We start from the raw sequence: 17026 nt of genomic DNA, 5'->3' as shown, positions 1-17026 counted from the left end.
CCAGAACCCACAATCTGATGGGGGGAACCCATCAGATTGTTCGCGGTGGAGTGGGGGTCGTAGGGCTAGGGTCGGGGGGTGGGTAAGGCGGAGACCAGGGCGCATTTGGCGCGGGCGGATCGGCTGCAGGGGCAGACGGGGGCGCTGGCGACGGCTGCTACGGCGGCTATGGACGAGAAGCTGCCGTGGTTCCGGGGGTTGTCGGCGCAGGATCGGTCGTGGATCGGGCTGGTGGCGCAGTCGGGGATCACTGCGTTCGTGGACTGGTTCCGCGATCCGGAGGAGCACTCGTCGATGCCTACCCGGATCTTCGGGTCCGCGCCGCGCGAGTTCACCCGGGTGATCTCGTTGCATCAGACGGTCGACCTCGTGCGGACCACCATCGAGATGATGGAGACCGCGATCGACGACCTGCTGCCGCCGGACGACGTACCGGCGGTGCAGCGGGCAATGCAGCGGTATGCCCGCGAGGTCGCGTTCGCGGCCGCGACCATCTACGCGCAGGCCGCCGAGATGCGGGGAGCCTGGGATGCGCGGCTCGAAGCGCTCGTGGTCGACTCGGTGATCCGCGGCGAGGCCGACGACTCGGTCCGCTCGCGAGCGTCCGCGCTGGGCTGGACCGGAGCAGCCGGTACGACGGGATCCGCCGAAGTCGCCGTGGTCGTCGGGCGCGCGCCGGCGGCGGAGGGCAATGCGAACGTGGCCGACGCCGTTCGGCACGCTGCCCGCGAGGCGGGTGCTGACGCTCTGTGTGCGATCCAGGGTGACCGGCTGGTGGTTGTGCTCGGCGGTACCAGCAAACCTGTGGAGATCGTACAAAGGCTCGCCCACTGGTTCGGACCTGGCCCGATCGTGGTCGGACCAGTGGTGAAAGACCTGATGGCGGCCGTGACCTCGGCCCGGGCGGCAGTCGCCGGACTCCGCGCCGTACCGGCCTGGCCGACGGCTCCGCGACCGGTCCAGGCCGACGAGTTGCTCCCCGAGCGGTCACTCTCCGGAGACGGTCATGCCCGCCGGCAGCTTGCTACTGACGTCTACGGCCCGCTCACCGTGGGCGAGGGCGTGCTGCTCGACACCGTTTCGGCGTACCTGGACTCGGGTGGTTCGATCGAGGCGACGGCCCGGACGATGTTCATCCACGCCAATACTGTCCGGTATCGGCTGAAGCGTGTGGCCGATCTCACGGGGTACCAGCCGCTGAATCCCCGCGACGCTTTCACCCTGCGTGTCGCAGTCGCCATCGGCCGCCTGCTCAATCCGGAGCCGGGAACCACCGTTTTGTAGGATCTCCACAAACAGGGCCGGTCAGAATTCGTGCTGCATTCCGGCCCGCGAACGGCTCGGAACAGGGAGAGTGGTCACGTGCTCGTCATCGTCGCACCCGGTCAGGGTGCCCAGACCCCAGGTTTCCTCGAGCCGTGGCTGGCCGATCCCGCCTTCGAGAGCCGGCTCAACTGGCTCTCCGCGGTCGCCGGTCTCGACCTCGCCCACTACGGCACCCAGGCGGATGCCGACACCATTCGCGACACCGCGATCGCGCAGCCGCTGCTGGTCGCGGCCGGCCTGGCCACCGCGCCCGCGCTGTTCACGGACCCGTCGCAGGTCGGTGCGCTGGCCGGTCACAGTGTCGGTGAGCTTGCCGCCGCCGCCCTGTCCGGTGCGTTGACCGTCGAGCAGGCGATGGTCCTGGTCCGCGAGCGCGGCAAGGCGATGGCCGAGGCGGCCGCGCTGACCGCCACCTCGATGACCGCCGTACTGGGTGGTGACCGCGACGAGGTGCTCGCGAAGCTCGCGGAGTACGGGCTGACGCCTGCCAACGACAACGGCCCCGGCCAGATCGTCGCGGCCGGCACGGTCGAGGAGCTGGCCGCGTTCGCCGAGGACCCGCCCGCGAAGGCCCGGCTGATCCCGCTGTCGGTGGCCGGTGCGTTCCACACCAAGCACATGGAGCCGGCCGTCCAGACCCTGGCGAAGTATGCGACCGCCATCGGGACCGGCCAGCCTGTCACCAAGCTGCTCTCCAACCGCGACGGCCAGGTCGTCACTGACGGCGCGGACGCGCTGCAGCGGATCGTCGCCCAGGTGAACTCCCCAGTCCGCTGGGACCTGTGCATGCAGACCTTCACCGAGCTCGGTGTCACCGGCATCCTCGAGCTGCCGCCGGCGGGCACGCTGGTCGGTATCGCCAAGCGCAACCTCAAGGGCGTCGAGACCTTCGCCCTGAAGACGCCCGACCAGCTGGATGACGCCCGCGCGTTCGTCGAGAAGCATGGAGCCTCCGTATGACGGCAATTTCCGCACCAGGTGGAGCGCAGTACGCCGGAGTCCTCGGCATCGGGTCGTACCGGCCGCGCCGGGTTGTACCGAACTCGGAGATCGTCGAGCAGATCGACTCCAGCGACGAGTGGATCCAGACCCGCTCGGGAATCAAGGAGCGCCGCTGGGCCTCCGACGACGAGACCGTGCTGATGATGTCGGTCGCGGCGGCGAAGGACGCGCTGAAGGAGTCGGGCATCGACCCGGCCCAGATCGGCTGCGTCGTCGTCTCCACCGTCACGCACCTCTACCAGACGCCCGCGATCGCGACCCGGATCGCCGTCGAGGTGGGCGCCCCGACCGCAGCCGCGTTCGACGTCTCCGCGGCGTGCGCCGGGTTCTGCTACGGCCTCGCGCTGGCCAGTGACATGGTCCGCGGCGGCAGCGCGAAGTACGTGCTGGCGATCGGCGTCGAGCGACTGAGCGACCTGACCGACCGCAACGACCGCGGTACGGCGTTCATCTTCGCCGACGGTGCGGGCGCGGCCGTCGTGGGGCCGACCGACGAGCCGGGCATCGGCCCGGTGGTGTGGGGTTCCGACGGCACCCAGCACGCGGTGATCAGCCAGAAGGAGTCGTGGCAGGAGGCGGCCGGCAGCCAGAACTGGCCGCACCTCACGATGGAAGGCAACCCGGTCTTCCGCTGGGCGTCGTACGAGATGGCCAAGACGGCGCAGCAGGCGCTCGACGTGGCCGGCGTACCGGCCGAGGAGCTCGACCTGTTCGTGCCGCACCAGGCGAACATGCGGATCACCGACGCGATGCGCCGCGCCCTCAAGCTCCCCGAGCACGTCAAGGTCGCCCGCGACATCGAGCGGCAGGGCAACACGTCCGCCGCCTCGATCCCGCTCGCGATCACCGCGATGCGCGAGGCCGGCGAGGCCAAGAGCGGCGACCTCGCGCTCGTCATCGGCTTCGGCGCGGGCCTCGTGTACGCCGCCCAGGTTATTCGACTGCCCTAGCGGTCGGACATAGTTGTCCGGGGTAGCTCAGGTGGCTGCACCGGCTGAATCAAACGTCAGTACATCCGAAGGGAACACCGTAATGGCCAGCACCGAAGAGATCCGTTCCGACCTCGCCGAGATCGTGAACGAGATCGCCGGTATCCCGGTCGAGGACGTCCAGCTGGACAAGTCCTTCACCGACGACCTCGACGTCGACTCGCTCTCCATGGTGGAGGTCGTCGTGGCCGCCGAGGAGAAGTTCGACGTCAAGATCCCCGACGACGAGGTCAAGAACCTGAAGACCGTCGGCGACGCGGTCGCGTTCATCGAGCGTGGCCTCAACGGCTGATTTCAGCCGTCCCTGTGCTGGCCGGTGCTCATCGGGCTCAGAACCGATGAGCACCACCGGCCGGCCCTCCCGCTAACCCCTAGATCTCGTGAAGGATGAGGTACAGATGTCGAAGACCCGAGTCGTGATCACCGGGCTCGGAGCCACCACCCCGCTCGGCGGCGATGTGGCCAGCTCCTGGGAAGGCCTGTTGGCCGGTCGATCCGGCGCCCGCCGTCTGACCGACGACTGGGTGCAGAACCTGCCCGTCCAGATCGCCGCCCCGGTGGCGGTCGAGCCGACCGAGGTCATCGAGCGCGTGAAGGCCCGCCGCCTCGACCGGAACGCCCAGCTCGCCGTCGTCGCCGCTCGCGAGGCCTGGGCCGACGCCGGCCTGGAGGACGCGGGGATCGACAAGGAGCGGCTCGGCGTGGCCGTTGCCACCGGCATCGGTGGCCTGCACACCACGCTGTCCAACTACGACGCGCTGCTGAAGAACCCGCGCCGCGTCTCCCCACTGGCGATCCCGATGCTGATGCCGAACTCCTCCGCGGCGTACGTCGGCCTCGAGTTCGGCGCCAAGGCCGGTGTGCACACCCCGGTCTCGGCCTGTGCCTCCGGAAACGAGGCGATCGCGCTCGGCCTGGACCAGATCCGGCTCGGCCGCGCGGACGTCGTACTGGCCGGTGGGACCGAAGGCACGATCATGCCGCTGCCGCTGGCCGCGTTCAGCCAGATGATGGCGCTCAGCAAGCGCAACGACGAGCCCGAGCGCGCCTCCCGTCCGTGGGACGCGGACCGTGACGGCTTCCTGCTCGGTGAAGGCGCCGGTGTCCTGGTGCTCGAGTCCTACGAGCACGCGGTCGCCCGCGGCGCGAAGATCTACGCCGAGGTCGCGGGCGCCGGTATCTCCGCCGACGGTCACGACATCGCGCAGCCCGACCCGACCGGTTCCGGTGCGCGGCGGGCGATGGAGAAGGCGATGGCCGAGGGCGACCTCACCCCGGCCGACATCATGCACATCAACGCGCACGCGACCTCGACCCCGCAGGGTGACATCGCGGAGTCGCTGGCGATCCGGCTCGCCCTCGGCAAGGACGCCGACCACGCGATCGCGACCGCCCCGAAGTCGATGATCGGCCACCTGCTCGGCGCCGCCGGCGCGGTCGAGTCGATCGCGACCGTGCTCGCCCTGCACCACCGCGTCGTACCGCCGACCATCAACCTCGACAAGCTCGACGACCAGATCGACCTGGACATCGCCACCGAGCAGCGCAAACTCCCGGACGGCGACCTCGCCGCCCTCAACAACTCCTTCGGCTTCGGCGGCCACAACGCCGCCATCGCCTTCAAAACCATCTGATCCAGCACCCACACGCCCGCTCCACCCCATCCTGAGGGCGGAGCGGGCGTTGTCACGTCTGCGGGACCTGCTTAAGAACAGGACATAGAGACCTACTACCCGCCCCCGCACGCTCCGCCAGCCCGGCGGCCGGCGCTCAGTGGGCGTATACGTCCTGTCCTTCGGCAGGTCATGCCGTCGGGAAGGACATGGAGTGGTGGGGGTAGCGGGCGGCGGATGAGCGTGGGAGGTGGGCTGGGGGCGGACTACCTCATGTTCTTGCCGACATCAGCCGGCAGCGAGTTCGGCTAGTTGGAGGCGGTAGGTGTTGTTGTCATTGGGGTTGGGGCGGAGTTTGGGGGCGGTGAGGCGGAGGCGGGTGGTTGTGGTGGGGGTGAAGGTGTAGGTCTGCGGGGTGGTGGGGCGTGGGAGGGCGGTTCGGGTGAGGAGGGGCTGCCAGGTGGTGCCGGTCCAGGACTCGAGGGTTAGGTCGACCGGGTAGCCGTAGCCGGCGTTGGGGGCGTCGGTGCGCGGGGTCAGGGTGATGCTGCTGACGGTGCGGGCCGTGGGGTAGGACAGTTCGACGGACTCCGAGTGGTCGGTGCTGAGTTGGTTGTTGGAGGACCAGCCGGTGGAGGCGCCGTCGAGCAGGTTGAGGAGGTCCCAGCCGGAGCCGGGGGCTTCGTAGGAGCTGGACGCGGTGAGCTGAGGGCCGGACGCATTGCGGACTTCTACCTCCGCGAGCTGCATTCGGTAGGCGTTGTTGTCGGTGGGGTTGGAGCGTAGCGAGGAGCCGGTGATCAGCAGGCGGTCGGTCCATTGCGAGGGGAAGGTGACGCGCTGGACGGCGGTGCCTGGGTACGGCTGGTCGTTGCGCGAGGCAACCTGTACCCAGGACGAGCCGTTCCAGGCTGAGACCGTGTAGCTGCGGGGGAAGCCCTGGCCTTCGTGGCCCGGGTCGCTGCGGGGGTAAAGGTCAACGGTGTCGAAGTAGCGGCGACTGGGGAGGCGGACCTCCAGCGACTCGGCGTGATCCACACCGAGGCTGTTGTTGCTCGTCCAGCCGAGAGTGAGCGGGGTCGAGCCGCGCGTTCCGTCCGACGCTGCGTACGACGACCACTGGAAGTTCTCCAACGTGCTGGACGGAACCAGCTGCGCCTTCGCCACCAGGTTCCCCGCGACAGACGGTCCGACGCCGGGACCGGCGTACACGCCGCGGGGCGTCGTACCGATCGGGTTGCCGTAGAGATCCACAGCCGGCTGGTCAGGGACCGGTACGCCGCTGCCCAGGGCCGGTGAGCCGGTCTGCACGCGATAGCCGTCAAAGGTGCCAGGGGCAACGAACAGCGGCGGCACTGTCAGCGAGTCGGGGTCGAACGGCGGGCGGTCGTGGTGGCCGGCGAAGACGTTGCCGCGGAAGACGCCGGCCTGGGTCGGTGGGTGCTTCAGGGCGGCGCCGAGTTTGACGAAGATGTTGTTGGTCATCGTGAACGGGTACTCGATGAAGCCGTTCGGATCCTTCAGGTCGGACAGCAACTGGGTGCGTTCGGTGGCCGAGCCGACGAAGTCCACGTTGTTCTCGAAGCGCAGCGGCTTCGGCGCGTTGAACGCCTCCAGGCCGAAGCAGACGAAGCAATAGCCGTCGTTCTCGCTCACGTTGTACCGGACCACCACGTTGTTGCCGTCCGGGATGCCAGCACCCGTCACCGTCCCCCGCGTCACCAGCAGGAAGCCGGCCCGGTTGTCGTGGCTGTAGTTGTACTGCAGCGTCACGTCGTCCGATCCCCAGTCCACGTCGTACGCCTGCCCGTCACGCCCCTCGGCGCCACGAACCCCGCCGCCGGACACCTCGTTGTACTCGACCCGCGCGCCATCGGACTCGGCCATCCAGATCGCCACCGACGCGCCGTTGCAGTACCGCCCGTCCCCGCCACAGACCGAACGACGCTGCGAATGCCCGCTCACCTTGTTGTGATGGATCACCGGCGACTGGGTTACGAAGGTCAGGATCGCGTCCATGCCGATGTCGCTCAGGAGGTTGTTGTCGATCTCGACCCCGTTGGACTTCGGGAAGTGCGGATAGTCGGCGAGGTTGCCAGTCTGCTCGGTCGGCCCGACAAAGATTCCGATCCGCTCGACAGTCCGCACGGTGTTCCTGGTAATCCGTACGTCGTTCCACGCGGACGACGGCAGGTCCGCGACGACCGCGATCCCGGCGTTCATCCCGTAGTACCGGCCGAGCTCGTTCTTCACGTGGTGGACGTCGACATCGGAGATGTGGATGCCGGCCAACCGGCCGCCGCTGTTGTTGCGGACCCGGATCCCGCGCCGCTCGGCCTGAGCGGCCGCGTCGTTGGTGACGTCGAGCCGCGTGATGTCCCAGTACTGCTGGTTCTCCAGATAGACCGTGTCGCCCACCTGGCCGGCGCCGTCGATCCCCGGCCGCGCATCTCCCCCGTACGACGCGATCGTGATCGGCGCATTGGCGGCACCCGAACCCTTGGGCCACAACTGGCCGGTCCAGCGCGCCCCCGCCTTGAAGAGGATGCGGTCCCCCGGCCCGAACGTGGTCCCGTTCACCTTGGCCAGACTCCGCCACGCCGTGGTCGCACTCGTCCCGGCCGCGGCGTCGTTCCCCGCCGGATCCACGTAATAAGTGGCCGCCGGCGCCGCGTCGGCGGTAGTCGGGACCAGCAGGGCGGACAGAACAAGCAGAGCCAGCACTCCGAGGCGTCTCATGCCCCGCACCCTGACAAAGCGCCCGGCAGCCCGCCACCTGTTCGAGCGTGCACGAAGGCTGCGACACAGCAGTGATGTGGTTGACATGGCGAGGTTACTGGTGTTTGAGGGGGTCGTGGTGCAGGATGGACCCAGTTGCTCTGCTGGGATGGCCAGAGTTGCGTTCGAGATCGCTGGGGAAGGCGCCCCTCGAACACAGGAGGTCCCGGTGGCGACGACTCGTGGCGTTTTGTACGTCCACACGGTGCCGTCAGCGTTGTGTCCGCATGTCGAGTGGGCCGCAGGCGGCGTACTTGGTGTGCCTGTGAAACTCGACTGGACGCCGCAGCCCGCGGCACAAGGCACGTATCGGGCGGAGCTGTCATGGCAGGCCGAGGCCGGCACGGCGGCGAAGCTCGCATCAGCTCTGCGCGGTTGGCAGAAGCTGCGCTTCGAGGTGACCGAGGAGCCGACGAACGGCGTCGAGGGCGAGCGCTACTCGTTCACGCCGACGCTCGGGGTGTTCCACGCGACCACCGGGGTGCACGGCGACATCATGGTGCCCGAGGAGCGGCTGAAGGCAGCGATGCTGAAGGCGGCGACCGGCGAGGCCGATCTGACCGAGGAGGTCGAGCGTTTGCTCGGCCGACCGTGGGACGACGAGCTCGAACCGTTCCGGTACGCCGGAGACGGCGCTCCGGTTCGCTGGCTCCATCAGGTGGTCTGAGCCCTTGTCCTCAAGGGTTCCTGAGAACTTGAGAAGAAAGCTTTGAAGAGTACAGACAGACCCCGAACTTTTCGGGCAGAGTGAGCATCAGACATTCCACAAGGGTGGAGGGGCCGTGGCCGCTGGGCCACCGGGTGTCGGGACACCCCCGGTGTTCACAAACAGCGGCCGCACCACGTGAAGGGCGCGGATCCTCGGGACAGGATCCGCGCCCTTCGTGCGTCCGCAGTGTTTTCAGCTCGACGAGCGCTGCACCAAACGCGTCGGCAGGATCAGCGGAGTCGGCGACTCCCCCGCGATCAGCGCGAGCAGCATCCGCGCCATCTCGCGCCCCAGCGACTGGATCGGCTGACTGACCGTGCTCAGCGGCGGCTCCGTGTGCCGCGCCAGCACGACATCGTTGAAGCCGACGACGGAGACGTCCCCAGGAATCGTCCGCCCGGAATCCTTCAGCACGCGCATCGCGCCGATCGCCATCTGGTCCGATCCGACGAAGACCGCGTCGAGGTCCGGATACTCAGCCAGCAGCTGCGCCATCCCGCGACCACCGCCTTCCTCGCTGAAGTCGCCGTACGCGACCCGCCGCGCATCGAGCCCGGCCACCGCGAGCGCTTCCTGATAACCCTTGTACCGCGCTGTGCCCGCGCCCTCGTCCATCCGGCCGGTGATCGTGGCGATCCGCCGCCGGCCGGTGGCGACCAGATGCTCGGTCGCCAACCGCGCACCACCACGGTTGTCCGCGTCCACGTAGTACTGCGGGGCGAAGTTCACCGGCATACCGCCGAACACCACCGGTACGTCGGACTTCTCGGCGATCTGCGCGAGCGGATCGTCACCGTGCATCGACATCAGCATCACGCCGTCGGCCTGCCGGGTCCGCAGCATCTGCTCGAGCCGGGTCTGACCGCGTTCGGAGGTGGCCAGTTGCAGGATCAGCTCGAGCTCGGTCTCCTCGAGCACCGAACCCACCCCGACCGCGATCTCGGCGAAGAAGGGGTCGGCGAAGATCTGCGGGTTGTCGCTGGAGATCGCCAGCACGACCGCGCCGACCTGCTGGGTGGCCAGCGCCCGGGCCGTCGCGTTCGGCACGTAGCCGAGGTCGGAGACGGCTCGCTGCACCGCCTCCCGCTTCGCCCTGCTGACATGCGGCGCGTTGTTGATCACCCGGGACGCGGCCGACCGGGACACACCGGCCCGCTCGGCGACCTCGTCGAGTGTCACTTGCCGTTTCAGCGTCACTGGCGGTCCTTCTTAGCTGGTGGAGTGGATAGAGGGTAAGGCATCAGGACCGGACCGCGCCGTCCATGATCCCGCTGATGAGCTGCCGGCCGAACAGGATGAAGACCAGCAGGAGTGGCACGGTCGCGATCAGCGTCCCGGTGAACATCAGCGTGTAGTCGGTGTAGTACTGCGTCGCGAGCTGGCTGAGCGAGAACTGGACGGTCGGGTTGTCCGCCTCCATCACCGCCAACGGCCAGAGGAACTCGTTCCACGTCCCCATGAACGTGAACAGCCCCAGTACGGCGGCGCCCGGGCGCAGGGCCGGCGATACGACCCGCACGAACAGCCCGAACGTCGTACAGCCGTCCAGGCGGGCGGCTTCGATCAACTCGTCCGGGATCGCGCGTTCGGCGTACTGGCGCATCAGGAAGACGCCGAACGCCGAGACCAGGAACGGCACGATGACCGCCTGCAGATGGTTCTGCCAGCCGAGCTTCACCATCACCATGTAGAGCGGGACGATGCCCATCTGCACCGGCACCATCATCGTGGCCAGCACCGAGATGAGCAGCGCGTTGCGGCCGCGGAAGCGCAGCTTGGCGAACGCGAAGCCGGCCAGCGAGGAGAAGAACACCACCGAGATCGTGACGCAGACGGACGCGATCGCGGAGTTGAGCAGCCCGCGCGCGAAGTGCGCCTCCGAGGCCTCCGGACCGAAGAGCCGCTGGATGTTGTCACCGAGATTGCCGCCCGGGACGAGCGGCGGCGGAAACTGACCGACCACATCGTTGGAGCGGGTCGCGACGACGAACAACCAGTACAGCGGGAAGACCGACAGCACGAGGCTGACGAGCAAGGTCAGGTAGACGAGTGGATTGCGCTGCTGCCTCATTGGGTGCCTCCCCGCAGGCGACGGCCGATCAGCAGGTTGACGACGCCGACCAGCACGGTGAGCAGGAAGATCATCCAGGCGACCGCGGAGCCGTACCCGTAGTCGAAGTTCTGGAAGCTCTGCTCGAACATGTACATCGCGATGGTCTGGAACTGCCGCAGACTGCCACCGGACACGTCGCCCTGCCCGAACAGCAGCGGCTCGGTGAACAGCTGCATCCCACCGATGATCGACATCACCACGGTGAAGATCAGCGCCGGCCGGATCAGCGGCACGGTGATGTTGCGGAACTGCCGGATCGCTCCGGCGCCGTCGATCTGCGCGGCCTCGTAGAGATCGCGCGGGATCGCCTGCATGGCGGCCAGGTAGATCAAGGCGTTGTATCCCGTCCAGCGCCAGTTGACCATGCTCGAGACGGCGATCCAGGACGTCGCCTTGCTCGCCTGCCAGTCGATCGGATCGACGCCGACGAGCCCGAGTACGCCGTTCACCAGGCCGGTGTCGCGGCCGTAGAGCTGACCGAAGACGATCGCCACCGCGGCGACCGACGTGACGATCGGCGCGAGAACACCGAGCCGAAACAAGAGCAGTGCTCTCAGCGGCCGGTTGAGCAGGGCCGCGACGATCAGGGCGAGCAGCAACTGCGGAACGGTCGCCAGCACCAGCAGGCCGAGGGTGTTGACCAGAGCGTTCCAGAAGTCCGGGTCGCCGAGCAGGCGGCTGTAGTTGGCCAGCCCGACGAACCCGGCGTCACCGGTCAGGTCCCAGGACCGCAGCGACACCCACGCGGTGTACAGCAACGGGAAGAGACCGAACGCGGTGAACAACAGGAAGAAGGGCGCGATGAACAGGTACGGCGATCCGTGCAGATCGAACCGGTCCCAGCGATTCGGTCGGGTCACTTGCCGGCGGCCCGCTGTGCGTCGGCCAGAGCCTTGGTCCACGCCTCTTCAGACTTGAGCTTGCCCTGCTCGACCGCAGTCAGCGCGTCACCGACCGCGTCACCGACCTGCTGGTTCTCCGGGCCGAGGTAGACCGGCTTCAGCTCCTTGGCGGACTTACCGAAGATCTGACCGACCGGCGCGTTGTTGAAGTAGTCGTTCTTCGAACCGGCGACGACCGGGTCGTCGATGGCCTGCGGCGACGACGGGAAGGTGCTCTTCGCCTTGAAGGCGCCGGTCTGCCCCTCTGGGCTGGTCAGGAACTTCGCCAGCTCGGCGGCCTCCTTCGGGTGCTTGCTCTGTGCCGGTACGGCGAGGAACGAGCCACCACGGACCGCGCCCTGCCCCGGGACCCGGGCGACGTCCCACTTGCCGGCGTTCTCCGGACCGGCCTGGTCCTTGATGATGCCGAGCATCCAGGCCGGGCACGGGATGGTCGCGAACGTGCCCTTCTTGAAGCCCGCGTTCCAGGCCGGGCTCCACATCTGCAGCTTGCCGGACAGCCCCGCGTCGACCATCGAGATGGTCTGGTCCCACGCCTTGCGCACGCCCGGGTTGCTGTCGACGATCAGCTTGTTGCTGCGATCGAAGTACGTCGTGTCACCCTGCTGCATGAGGATGTTCTGGTAGATCGAGCCCGAGGTGTCGTAGAAGGTGGCGCCCGTGTTCGCACCGGTGAACTTCTTGCCGGTGGCAAGGTACTCGTCCCAGGTCGGCCACAGCGCGCCGACCTTCTCCCGGTCGGTCGGCAGCCCGGCCTTGGCGAACAGGTCACTGCGGTAACACATGCCCTGGGCACCGATATCGGTGCCCAGTCCGACGAGCTTCGAGCCGTCCGTGGTCAGCGCCTGCTTCCACTTCCAGTCCAGGAAGTTGGCCTGCAGGCTGCCGGCGCCGTAGTCGAGCAGGTTGGCGAACTGGTCGGGCTTGGCCATCAGCTTGACCAGGATGCCCTCCTCGAGCGCGACCACGTCACCGGCGCCGCTGCCCGCGGTCAGCCACTGCTGCAGCTTCGGGGTGTAGTCGGCGAGCTTGGCGATGTTGTCGGCCTTGATCTTGATGCCCGGGTGCGACGCCTCGTACTGTTTGTAGAGGTCCTCGTAGCCGAACTGGCTGAACGTCTTCACGGTCAGCGTGATCGTGCCGTCGGCCGCCTCGTCGGTGCCCGAGCCCCCACACCCGGTCACCGCCACCAGAGCCACGGCCGCACCGAGCGCGGGAATGAACCACCTTGCCGACATCTGATCCTCCAGGGAAACTGGTCGAAACTGGGAGCGCTTCCAGCAGACGGTAAGCGATTGCCCAGCGTTTGTGAACCCCCTGTTTCGACCGTGTCTCAGTCTTGACACGGCGATACTGGCTGGGCACCATGGCGCCACTTGGCTGCGGGATCCGTCCGGTTTCTGCAACCGCTCCCAGCTTCTCCCGGAGGCACCCTCGATGCCCACACGACGACACAGAGCCATTCGACGCAGGGCCGTGATCGCCGGCTCTGCCGCGCTCACCGTTCTCGGCGCGATCCTGGTCGCGTCCACCCCGGCCACCGCGGCCGATCCGCCGTACGAGCGAATCCTGAACGGGACCTTCGAGACCGAGAAGGAGCCGTGGTGGACCAGCTCGACGACACCGTCGACGGTCGCCGACGGGAAGCTGTGCGCCCAGGTCCCGGCCGGCACGGTCAATCCGTGGGACTCGATGATCGGCCAGGACGACGTACCGCTGGAGCAGGGGCAGCCGTACACGCTGAAGTTCGACGCGTCGGCGAGCAAGCCGATCAAGTTCGCCGCGGTCCTGCAGCAGCAGGGGCCGCCGCATGGCACGGTCATGAACAAAACCGTCACCGCCGGTACGACGATGCAGAGCTTCAGCTTCACCAGCAATTCGCCCGTGACCGACACGCACGGTCAGATGTCGTTCCAGGCCGGCGGCCCGCACGAGGCCTACACGTTGTGTCTGGACAACATCTCGGTCACCGGCGGAATCGTGCCACCTGGTGGGGTACGGGACTTCGGCTCACCGGTCCGGGTCAACCAGCTCGGCTATCTGCCCAGCGGTCCGCACCGCGCGACGTACGTGACGACTTCGACCACTCCCCTGGTCTGGAAGCTGGTTGATGCGGGCAACAAGACGGTTGCCACCGGCAAGACCACGCCGTACGGGCCGGATGCCTTGTCGGGCGACAGCGTGCAGCTGATCGACTTCGGCAGCTATCGGAAGACGGGCACCGGCTTCATGCTGGTCGTCGGTGACGACGTCAGCGAGCCTTTCGACATCGCGAAGAACCTGTACTCCGCCCTGCGACAGGACTCGCTCGAGTACTTCTACAACAACCGCAGCGGGATCCCGATCGAGGCCAAGTACGTCGGCGACGCGTGGGCCCGCGCGGCCGGTCACCTCGGCGTCGCACCGAACAAGGGCGACACCTCGGTCCCCTGTCTGCCGGGGACCTGCGACTACAGCCTCGACGTCCGCGGCGGCTGGTACGACGCCGGCGACCACGGCAAGTACGTCGTGAACGGAGCGCTCGCGGCCTGGCAGCTGCTCGACCTGTACGAGGAGTCCGATCGCAGCGTCGCGCTGAAGATCCCGGAGAACGCGAACCGGATGCCGGACGTGCTCGACGAGGCGAAGTGGCAGATCGACTTCCTGCTTCGGATGCAGGTCCCGGCAGGTCAGCCGCTGGCGGGGATGGTGCACCACAAGATCCATGACGCGGCGTGGACCGGCCTCGGGCTCGCTCCGGCGGCCGACCCGCAGCAGCGCTACCTCTACCCGCCGTCGACCGCCGCGACCCTCAACGTCGCCGCCATCGGCGCCCGCTGTGCGCGCGTCTACGCCCACTGGGATCACGCGTTGGCCTCACGGTGTCTGTCAGCAGCTCAGACGGCCTGGAAGGCTGCTGCCGCTCACCCGGCGATCTATGCGCCGGATGGTGGCGTCGGCGGCGGCGCGTACGACGACGTGAAGGTGACCGACGAGTTCTCCTGGGCCGCGGCCGAGCTGTTCGCTGCCACGGGCAAGTCGTCGTACAAGCACGCTGTCACCACCGTTTTGAAGGCCAGCGACGGGTTCTCCTGGCAGGAGACCGGGGGGCTGGCGGATCTCGCGCTCGCCCGGGTGGCGTGGCGGTTGCCGATCATCGAGCGACTCAAGCTGATCCACCGGATCTCGACCGTTGCCGACAGCTACCTTGCTGATCTGCGGTCACAGGGGTACGCGAACCCCTACAAGCCGACCGACGGCAAGTACGTGTGGGGATCCAACTCCGGTACGGCGAACAACGCGATGATTCTCGCGGTTGCGGCGGACCTGACCGGGCGATCGTCGTACAAGGCGGCCGCGCTGGAGTCGCTGGACTACCTGCTGGGGCGGAACGCGATCAACCAGTCCTACGTGACCGGCTACGGGGAGCGGGACAGCCACAACCAGCACCACCGGTTCTGGGCGCATTCGCTGAACCCGGCGCTGCCGTCGCCGTACCCGGGATCGCTGGCGGGTGGACCGAACTCGGGGCTGCAGGATCCCGTTGCCCAGCGCAACCTCGTTGGCTGCGCCCCGGCGAAGTGCTACCTCGACGAGATCGGTTCGTACTCGACCAACGAGGTCGCGATCAACTGGAACTCCGCGCTGGCCTGGCTGACGACGTACGCGGACGAGTCCTAAAGGGTCTCAGGGGAAGCGGGACGCCATCGCGACGCACGCACCGGCCGCGGCCAGCGTGAAGAGCATGGCGATCCCGGCGAACCGAGAGGTGACTTCCTTGTCCACCTCGTCGTACCCGACCGAGGAGCCGATGTCCTTGTAGACGTCCTCCAGCTCACCGGCCGACTCCGCGGTGTAGGCCTTGCCGTCGCTGATCTCGGCGACACTGCGGAGCTCGGCCCGGTCCGGTGGCACCCGCTGCCGGATCCCGTCCATCTCGATGAAGCCCGAGTCGGTGCCGAAGCAGATCGTGTAGACCGGGGTCTTCTTCGCCTTGGCCGCCTGCGCGCCTTCCTGCGCGGTGCGCCCGACCGTCCGCTTGCCGTCCGACAGCAGCACGATGCGCGCCGGGGCCGGGTCGTTCGGGTGGTCCGGGTCCGGCGGGACCTGGGTGAGCGCCTGCAGTGAGGTGAAGATGCCTTCACCGGTCGCGGTCGACTCGGCCAGGTCCAGACCGTCGATCGACCGCAGCACGGTGGCCCGGTCGGTCGTCGGCGGCACGATGATCGAGGCCGAGCCGGCGAAGTTCACCAGCGCGACGTTGAACTTGCCGGGCAGCTGGTTGACGAAGTTCTTCGCCGACTTCTTCGCCGCTTCCAGCCGGTTCGGGTCGATGTCGGTCGCCATCATCGACAGCGAGACGTCGATCGCGACCACGATCGTGGCCCGTTCGCGCGGCACCTTGACCTTGGCCTTGGGCTGGGCGAACGCGACCGTGCAGGAGAACGCGGCCAGCAGCGCGAACGCGACGGCCAGATGCCGGCGCCACTGCGGGCGGCGCGGGGCGACCCGGTCGAGCAGCGCGATGTTGGTGAAGCGCAGCGCATACTGCGCGCGACGGCGCTGCAGGTAGACATAGACCGCGATGACCGCCGGAATGACCAGCAGAATCCACAACCTGCCGGGAGACAGGAACTCCATCAGCGAGCCACTCCCTTCGGCGGTTGGTGCAAGCGGGGTGCCATCCGCCGGTAGGCGAGCACGAACCGCACGGTGTCGGCGACCCAGTCCCGGTCGGTCCGCAGGACGAGATGTCCGGCACCTACCCTACGCAAGGCGATCCGCGTTCGTTCCCGCTGTGCCAGTGCGGCCGTCGCGAAGGCCTCGCGGACCTTGCGCCGGCGGGTGTCGATCTCGCGGACCTGGCCGGTCTCGGGGTCGCCGATCATGACGACGCCCATGTTCGGCAGTTCGAGCTCCCGGGGGTCGACGATCTCCACGGCGAGCACCTGGTGCTGGGCGGTCAGCTTGCGCATCGCCCGCTCCCAGGACGGCTCGAGCCGGCTGTCGATCTCGCCGTCCTCGGGGGTGAGGAAGTCGGACACGACCACGCGCAGGCCGCGCTTGCGTTGGGTCCGGGCCATCGATTCCAGAGCCGCGGAAAGGTCGCTGCGGTGCGCCGAGGCCTCGGCGTTGAACTGCTCGGCCAGCAACGCGCGGAGCAGACCGTACAAGGCGAGGCGGCCGGAGCGCGCCGGCCAGCGCCGCAGAGCGGAGTCACGCAGCATCAGCCCGCCGAAGCGGTCGCCGAGCCGGTGGGTCAGGAAGCCGACGGTCGCCACCGCTGCCACGGCCAACTCGCGCTTCTCCAGCGTCGACGTACCGAAGTTCATCGAGCCGGACAGGTCCACCAGGGCCCAGGTCTCCAGCTCGCGGTCCGCGATCAGGTCACGCACGTGCGGGATCGTCGTCCGGGCGGTCACCGCCCAGTCCATCCGGCGCACGTCGTCGCCGACCTGGTAGGCCCGCGCTTCGGCCAGCTCGGTGCCCGGCCCCGGGAGCAGTCCCATGTGCTCACCGTGCAGAAACCCCTCGAGGCGCCGTACGACGGTCAGCTCCAGCCGCCGCAACGCCCGCTCGGGCGCGAGCTGCGAGATCGTCATCGCAGCTCGCGG

Annotated in this window: 14 protein-coding genes; 7 read left to right on the top strand and 7 right to left on the bottom strand. The window is 68.1% G+C overall.

The features are described from left to right. Positions 1–78 precede the first annotated feature (78 nt). The 5 genes from OG474_RS33020 (at position 79) to fabF (ending at position 4951) form a co-directional block, all read left to right on the top strand. The gene (locus OG474_RS33020) at positions 79–1284 is read left to right on the top strand and encodes a PucR family transcriptional regulator (protein WP_405057522.1); all 1206 of its coding nucleotides are present in this window, start codon (positions 79–81) and stop codon (positions 1282–1284) included. A 78-nt stretch (positions 1285–1362) separates the two neighbouring features. Continuing rightward, complete coding sequence (locus OG474_RS33015) at positions 1363–2286, top strand: ACP S-malonyltransferase (RefSeq protein ID WP_405057521.1); 924 nt, start codon at positions 1363–1365, stop codon at positions 2284–2286. Continuing rightward, positions 2283–3278, top strand: a complete 996-nt coding sequence (locus OG474_RS33010) for a beta-ketoacyl-ACP synthase III (RefSeq protein ID WP_405057520.1) — start codon at positions 2283–2285, stop codon at positions 3276–3278. The genes OG474_RS33015 and OG474_RS33010 overlap by 4 nt, the downstream gene beginning before the upstream one ends. Positions 3279–3360: 82 nt before the next feature. After that, complete coding sequence (locus OG474_RS33005) at positions 3361–3609, top strand: acyl carrier protein (protein ID WP_132170617.1); 249 nt, start codon at positions 3361–3363, stop codon at positions 3607–3609. A 106-nt stretch (positions 3610–3715) separates the two neighbouring features. Further along, positions 3716–4951 carry a beta-ketoacyl-ACP synthase II gene (gene fabF, locus OG474_RS33000; protein WP_405057519.1) on the top strand — a complete coding sequence of 412 codons (1236 nt, stop codon included), beginning with the start codon at positions 3716–3718 and terminating at the stop codon, positions 4949–4951. Between the two features lie 267 nt (positions 4952–5218). Here fabF and OG474_RS32995 read toward each other — a convergent pair whose 3' ends face one another. Then, positions 5219–7669, bottom strand: a complete 2451-nt coding sequence (locus OG474_RS32995; RefSeq protein ID WP_405057518.1) for a right-handed parallel beta-helix repeat-containing protein — start codon at positions 7667–7669, stop codon at positions 5219–5221. A 208-nt stretch (positions 7670–7877) separates the two neighbouring features. Between OG474_RS32995 and OG474_RS32990 the strand changes: the two genes are divergently transcribed. Further along, positions 7878–8375 carry a DUF3145 domain-containing protein gene (locus OG474_RS32990; RefSeq protein ID WP_132407265.1) on the top strand — a complete coding sequence of 166 codons (498 nt, stop codon included), beginning with the start codon at positions 7878–7880 and terminating at the stop codon, positions 8373–8375. Positions 8376–8609: 234 nt separating this feature from the next. Here the strand turns inward: OG474_RS32990 and OG474_RS32985 are convergent, their stop codons facing one another. Genes OG474_RS32985 through OG474_RS32970 form a run of 4 tightly spaced genes read right to left on the bottom strand, consistent with a single transcriptional unit; the run spans position 8610 to position 12670 of the window. Further along, on the bottom strand, positions 8610–9614 hold the full coding sequence (locus OG474_RS32985) for a LacI family DNA-binding transcriptional regulator (RefSeq protein WP_405057517.1): 1005 nt from the start codon (positions 9612–9614) through the stop codon (positions 8610–8612). Between the two features lie 43 nt (positions 9615–9657). Continuing rightward, positions 9658–10488, bottom strand: a complete 831-nt coding sequence (locus OG474_RS32980; protein WP_405057516.1) for a carbohydrate ABC transporter permease — start codon at positions 10486–10488, stop codon at positions 9658–9660. Further along, positions 10485–11390, bottom strand: coding sequence for a carbohydrate ABC transporter permease (locus tag OG474_RS32975; RefSeq protein WP_405057515.1), 906 nt, complete (start codon positions 11388–11390; stop codon positions 10485–10487). Before OG474_RS32975 ends, OG474_RS32980 begins: the two co-directional genes overlap by 4 nt. Then, positions 11387–12670 (bottom strand): ABC transporter substrate-binding protein, encoded by a 1284-nt coding sequence (locus OG474_RS32970; RefSeq protein ID WP_405057514.1) that lies wholly within the window; start codon positions 12668–12670, stop codon positions 11387–11389. Before OG474_RS32970 ends, OG474_RS32975 begins: the two co-directional genes overlap by 4 nt. Before the next feature lie 238 nt (positions 12671–12908). Between OG474_RS32970 and OG474_RS32965 the strand changes: the two genes are divergently transcribed. Further along, on the top strand, positions 12909–15092 hold the full coding sequence (locus tag OG474_RS32965; protein WP_405057513.1) for a glycoside hydrolase family 9 protein: 2184 nt from the start codon (positions 12909–12911) through the stop codon (positions 15090–15092). Between the two features lie 6 nt (positions 15093–15098). On the opposite strand, the gene OG474_RS32960 is transcribed toward OG474_RS32965, so the two are convergent. Both OG474_RS32960 and OG474_RS32955 read right to left on the bottom strand, forming a co-directional pair. Continuing rightward, positions 15099–16052, bottom strand: a complete 954-nt coding sequence (locus OG474_RS32960) for a VWA domain-containing protein (RefSeq protein ID WP_405057512.1) — start codon at positions 16050–16052, stop codon at positions 15099–15101. Then, entirely contained in the window at positions 16052–17014 is a 963-nt protein-coding gene (locus OG474_RS32955) for a DUF58 domain-containing protein (protein WP_405057511.1), read from the bottom strand. Before OG474_RS32955 ends, OG474_RS32960 begins: the two co-directional genes overlap by 1 nt. Positions 17015–17026: the final 12 nt, after the last annotated feature.

Source organism: Kribbella sp. NBC_01505, assembly GCF_045040285.1.
In the GTDB taxonomy this organism is placed as follows: domain Bacteria; phylum Actinomycetota; class Actinomycetes; order Propionibacteriales; family Kribbellaceae; genus Kribbella.
The sequence above is the reverse complement of the archived record's forward strand: the minus strand, read 5'-3'. Positions and strand labels throughout refer to the sequence as shown.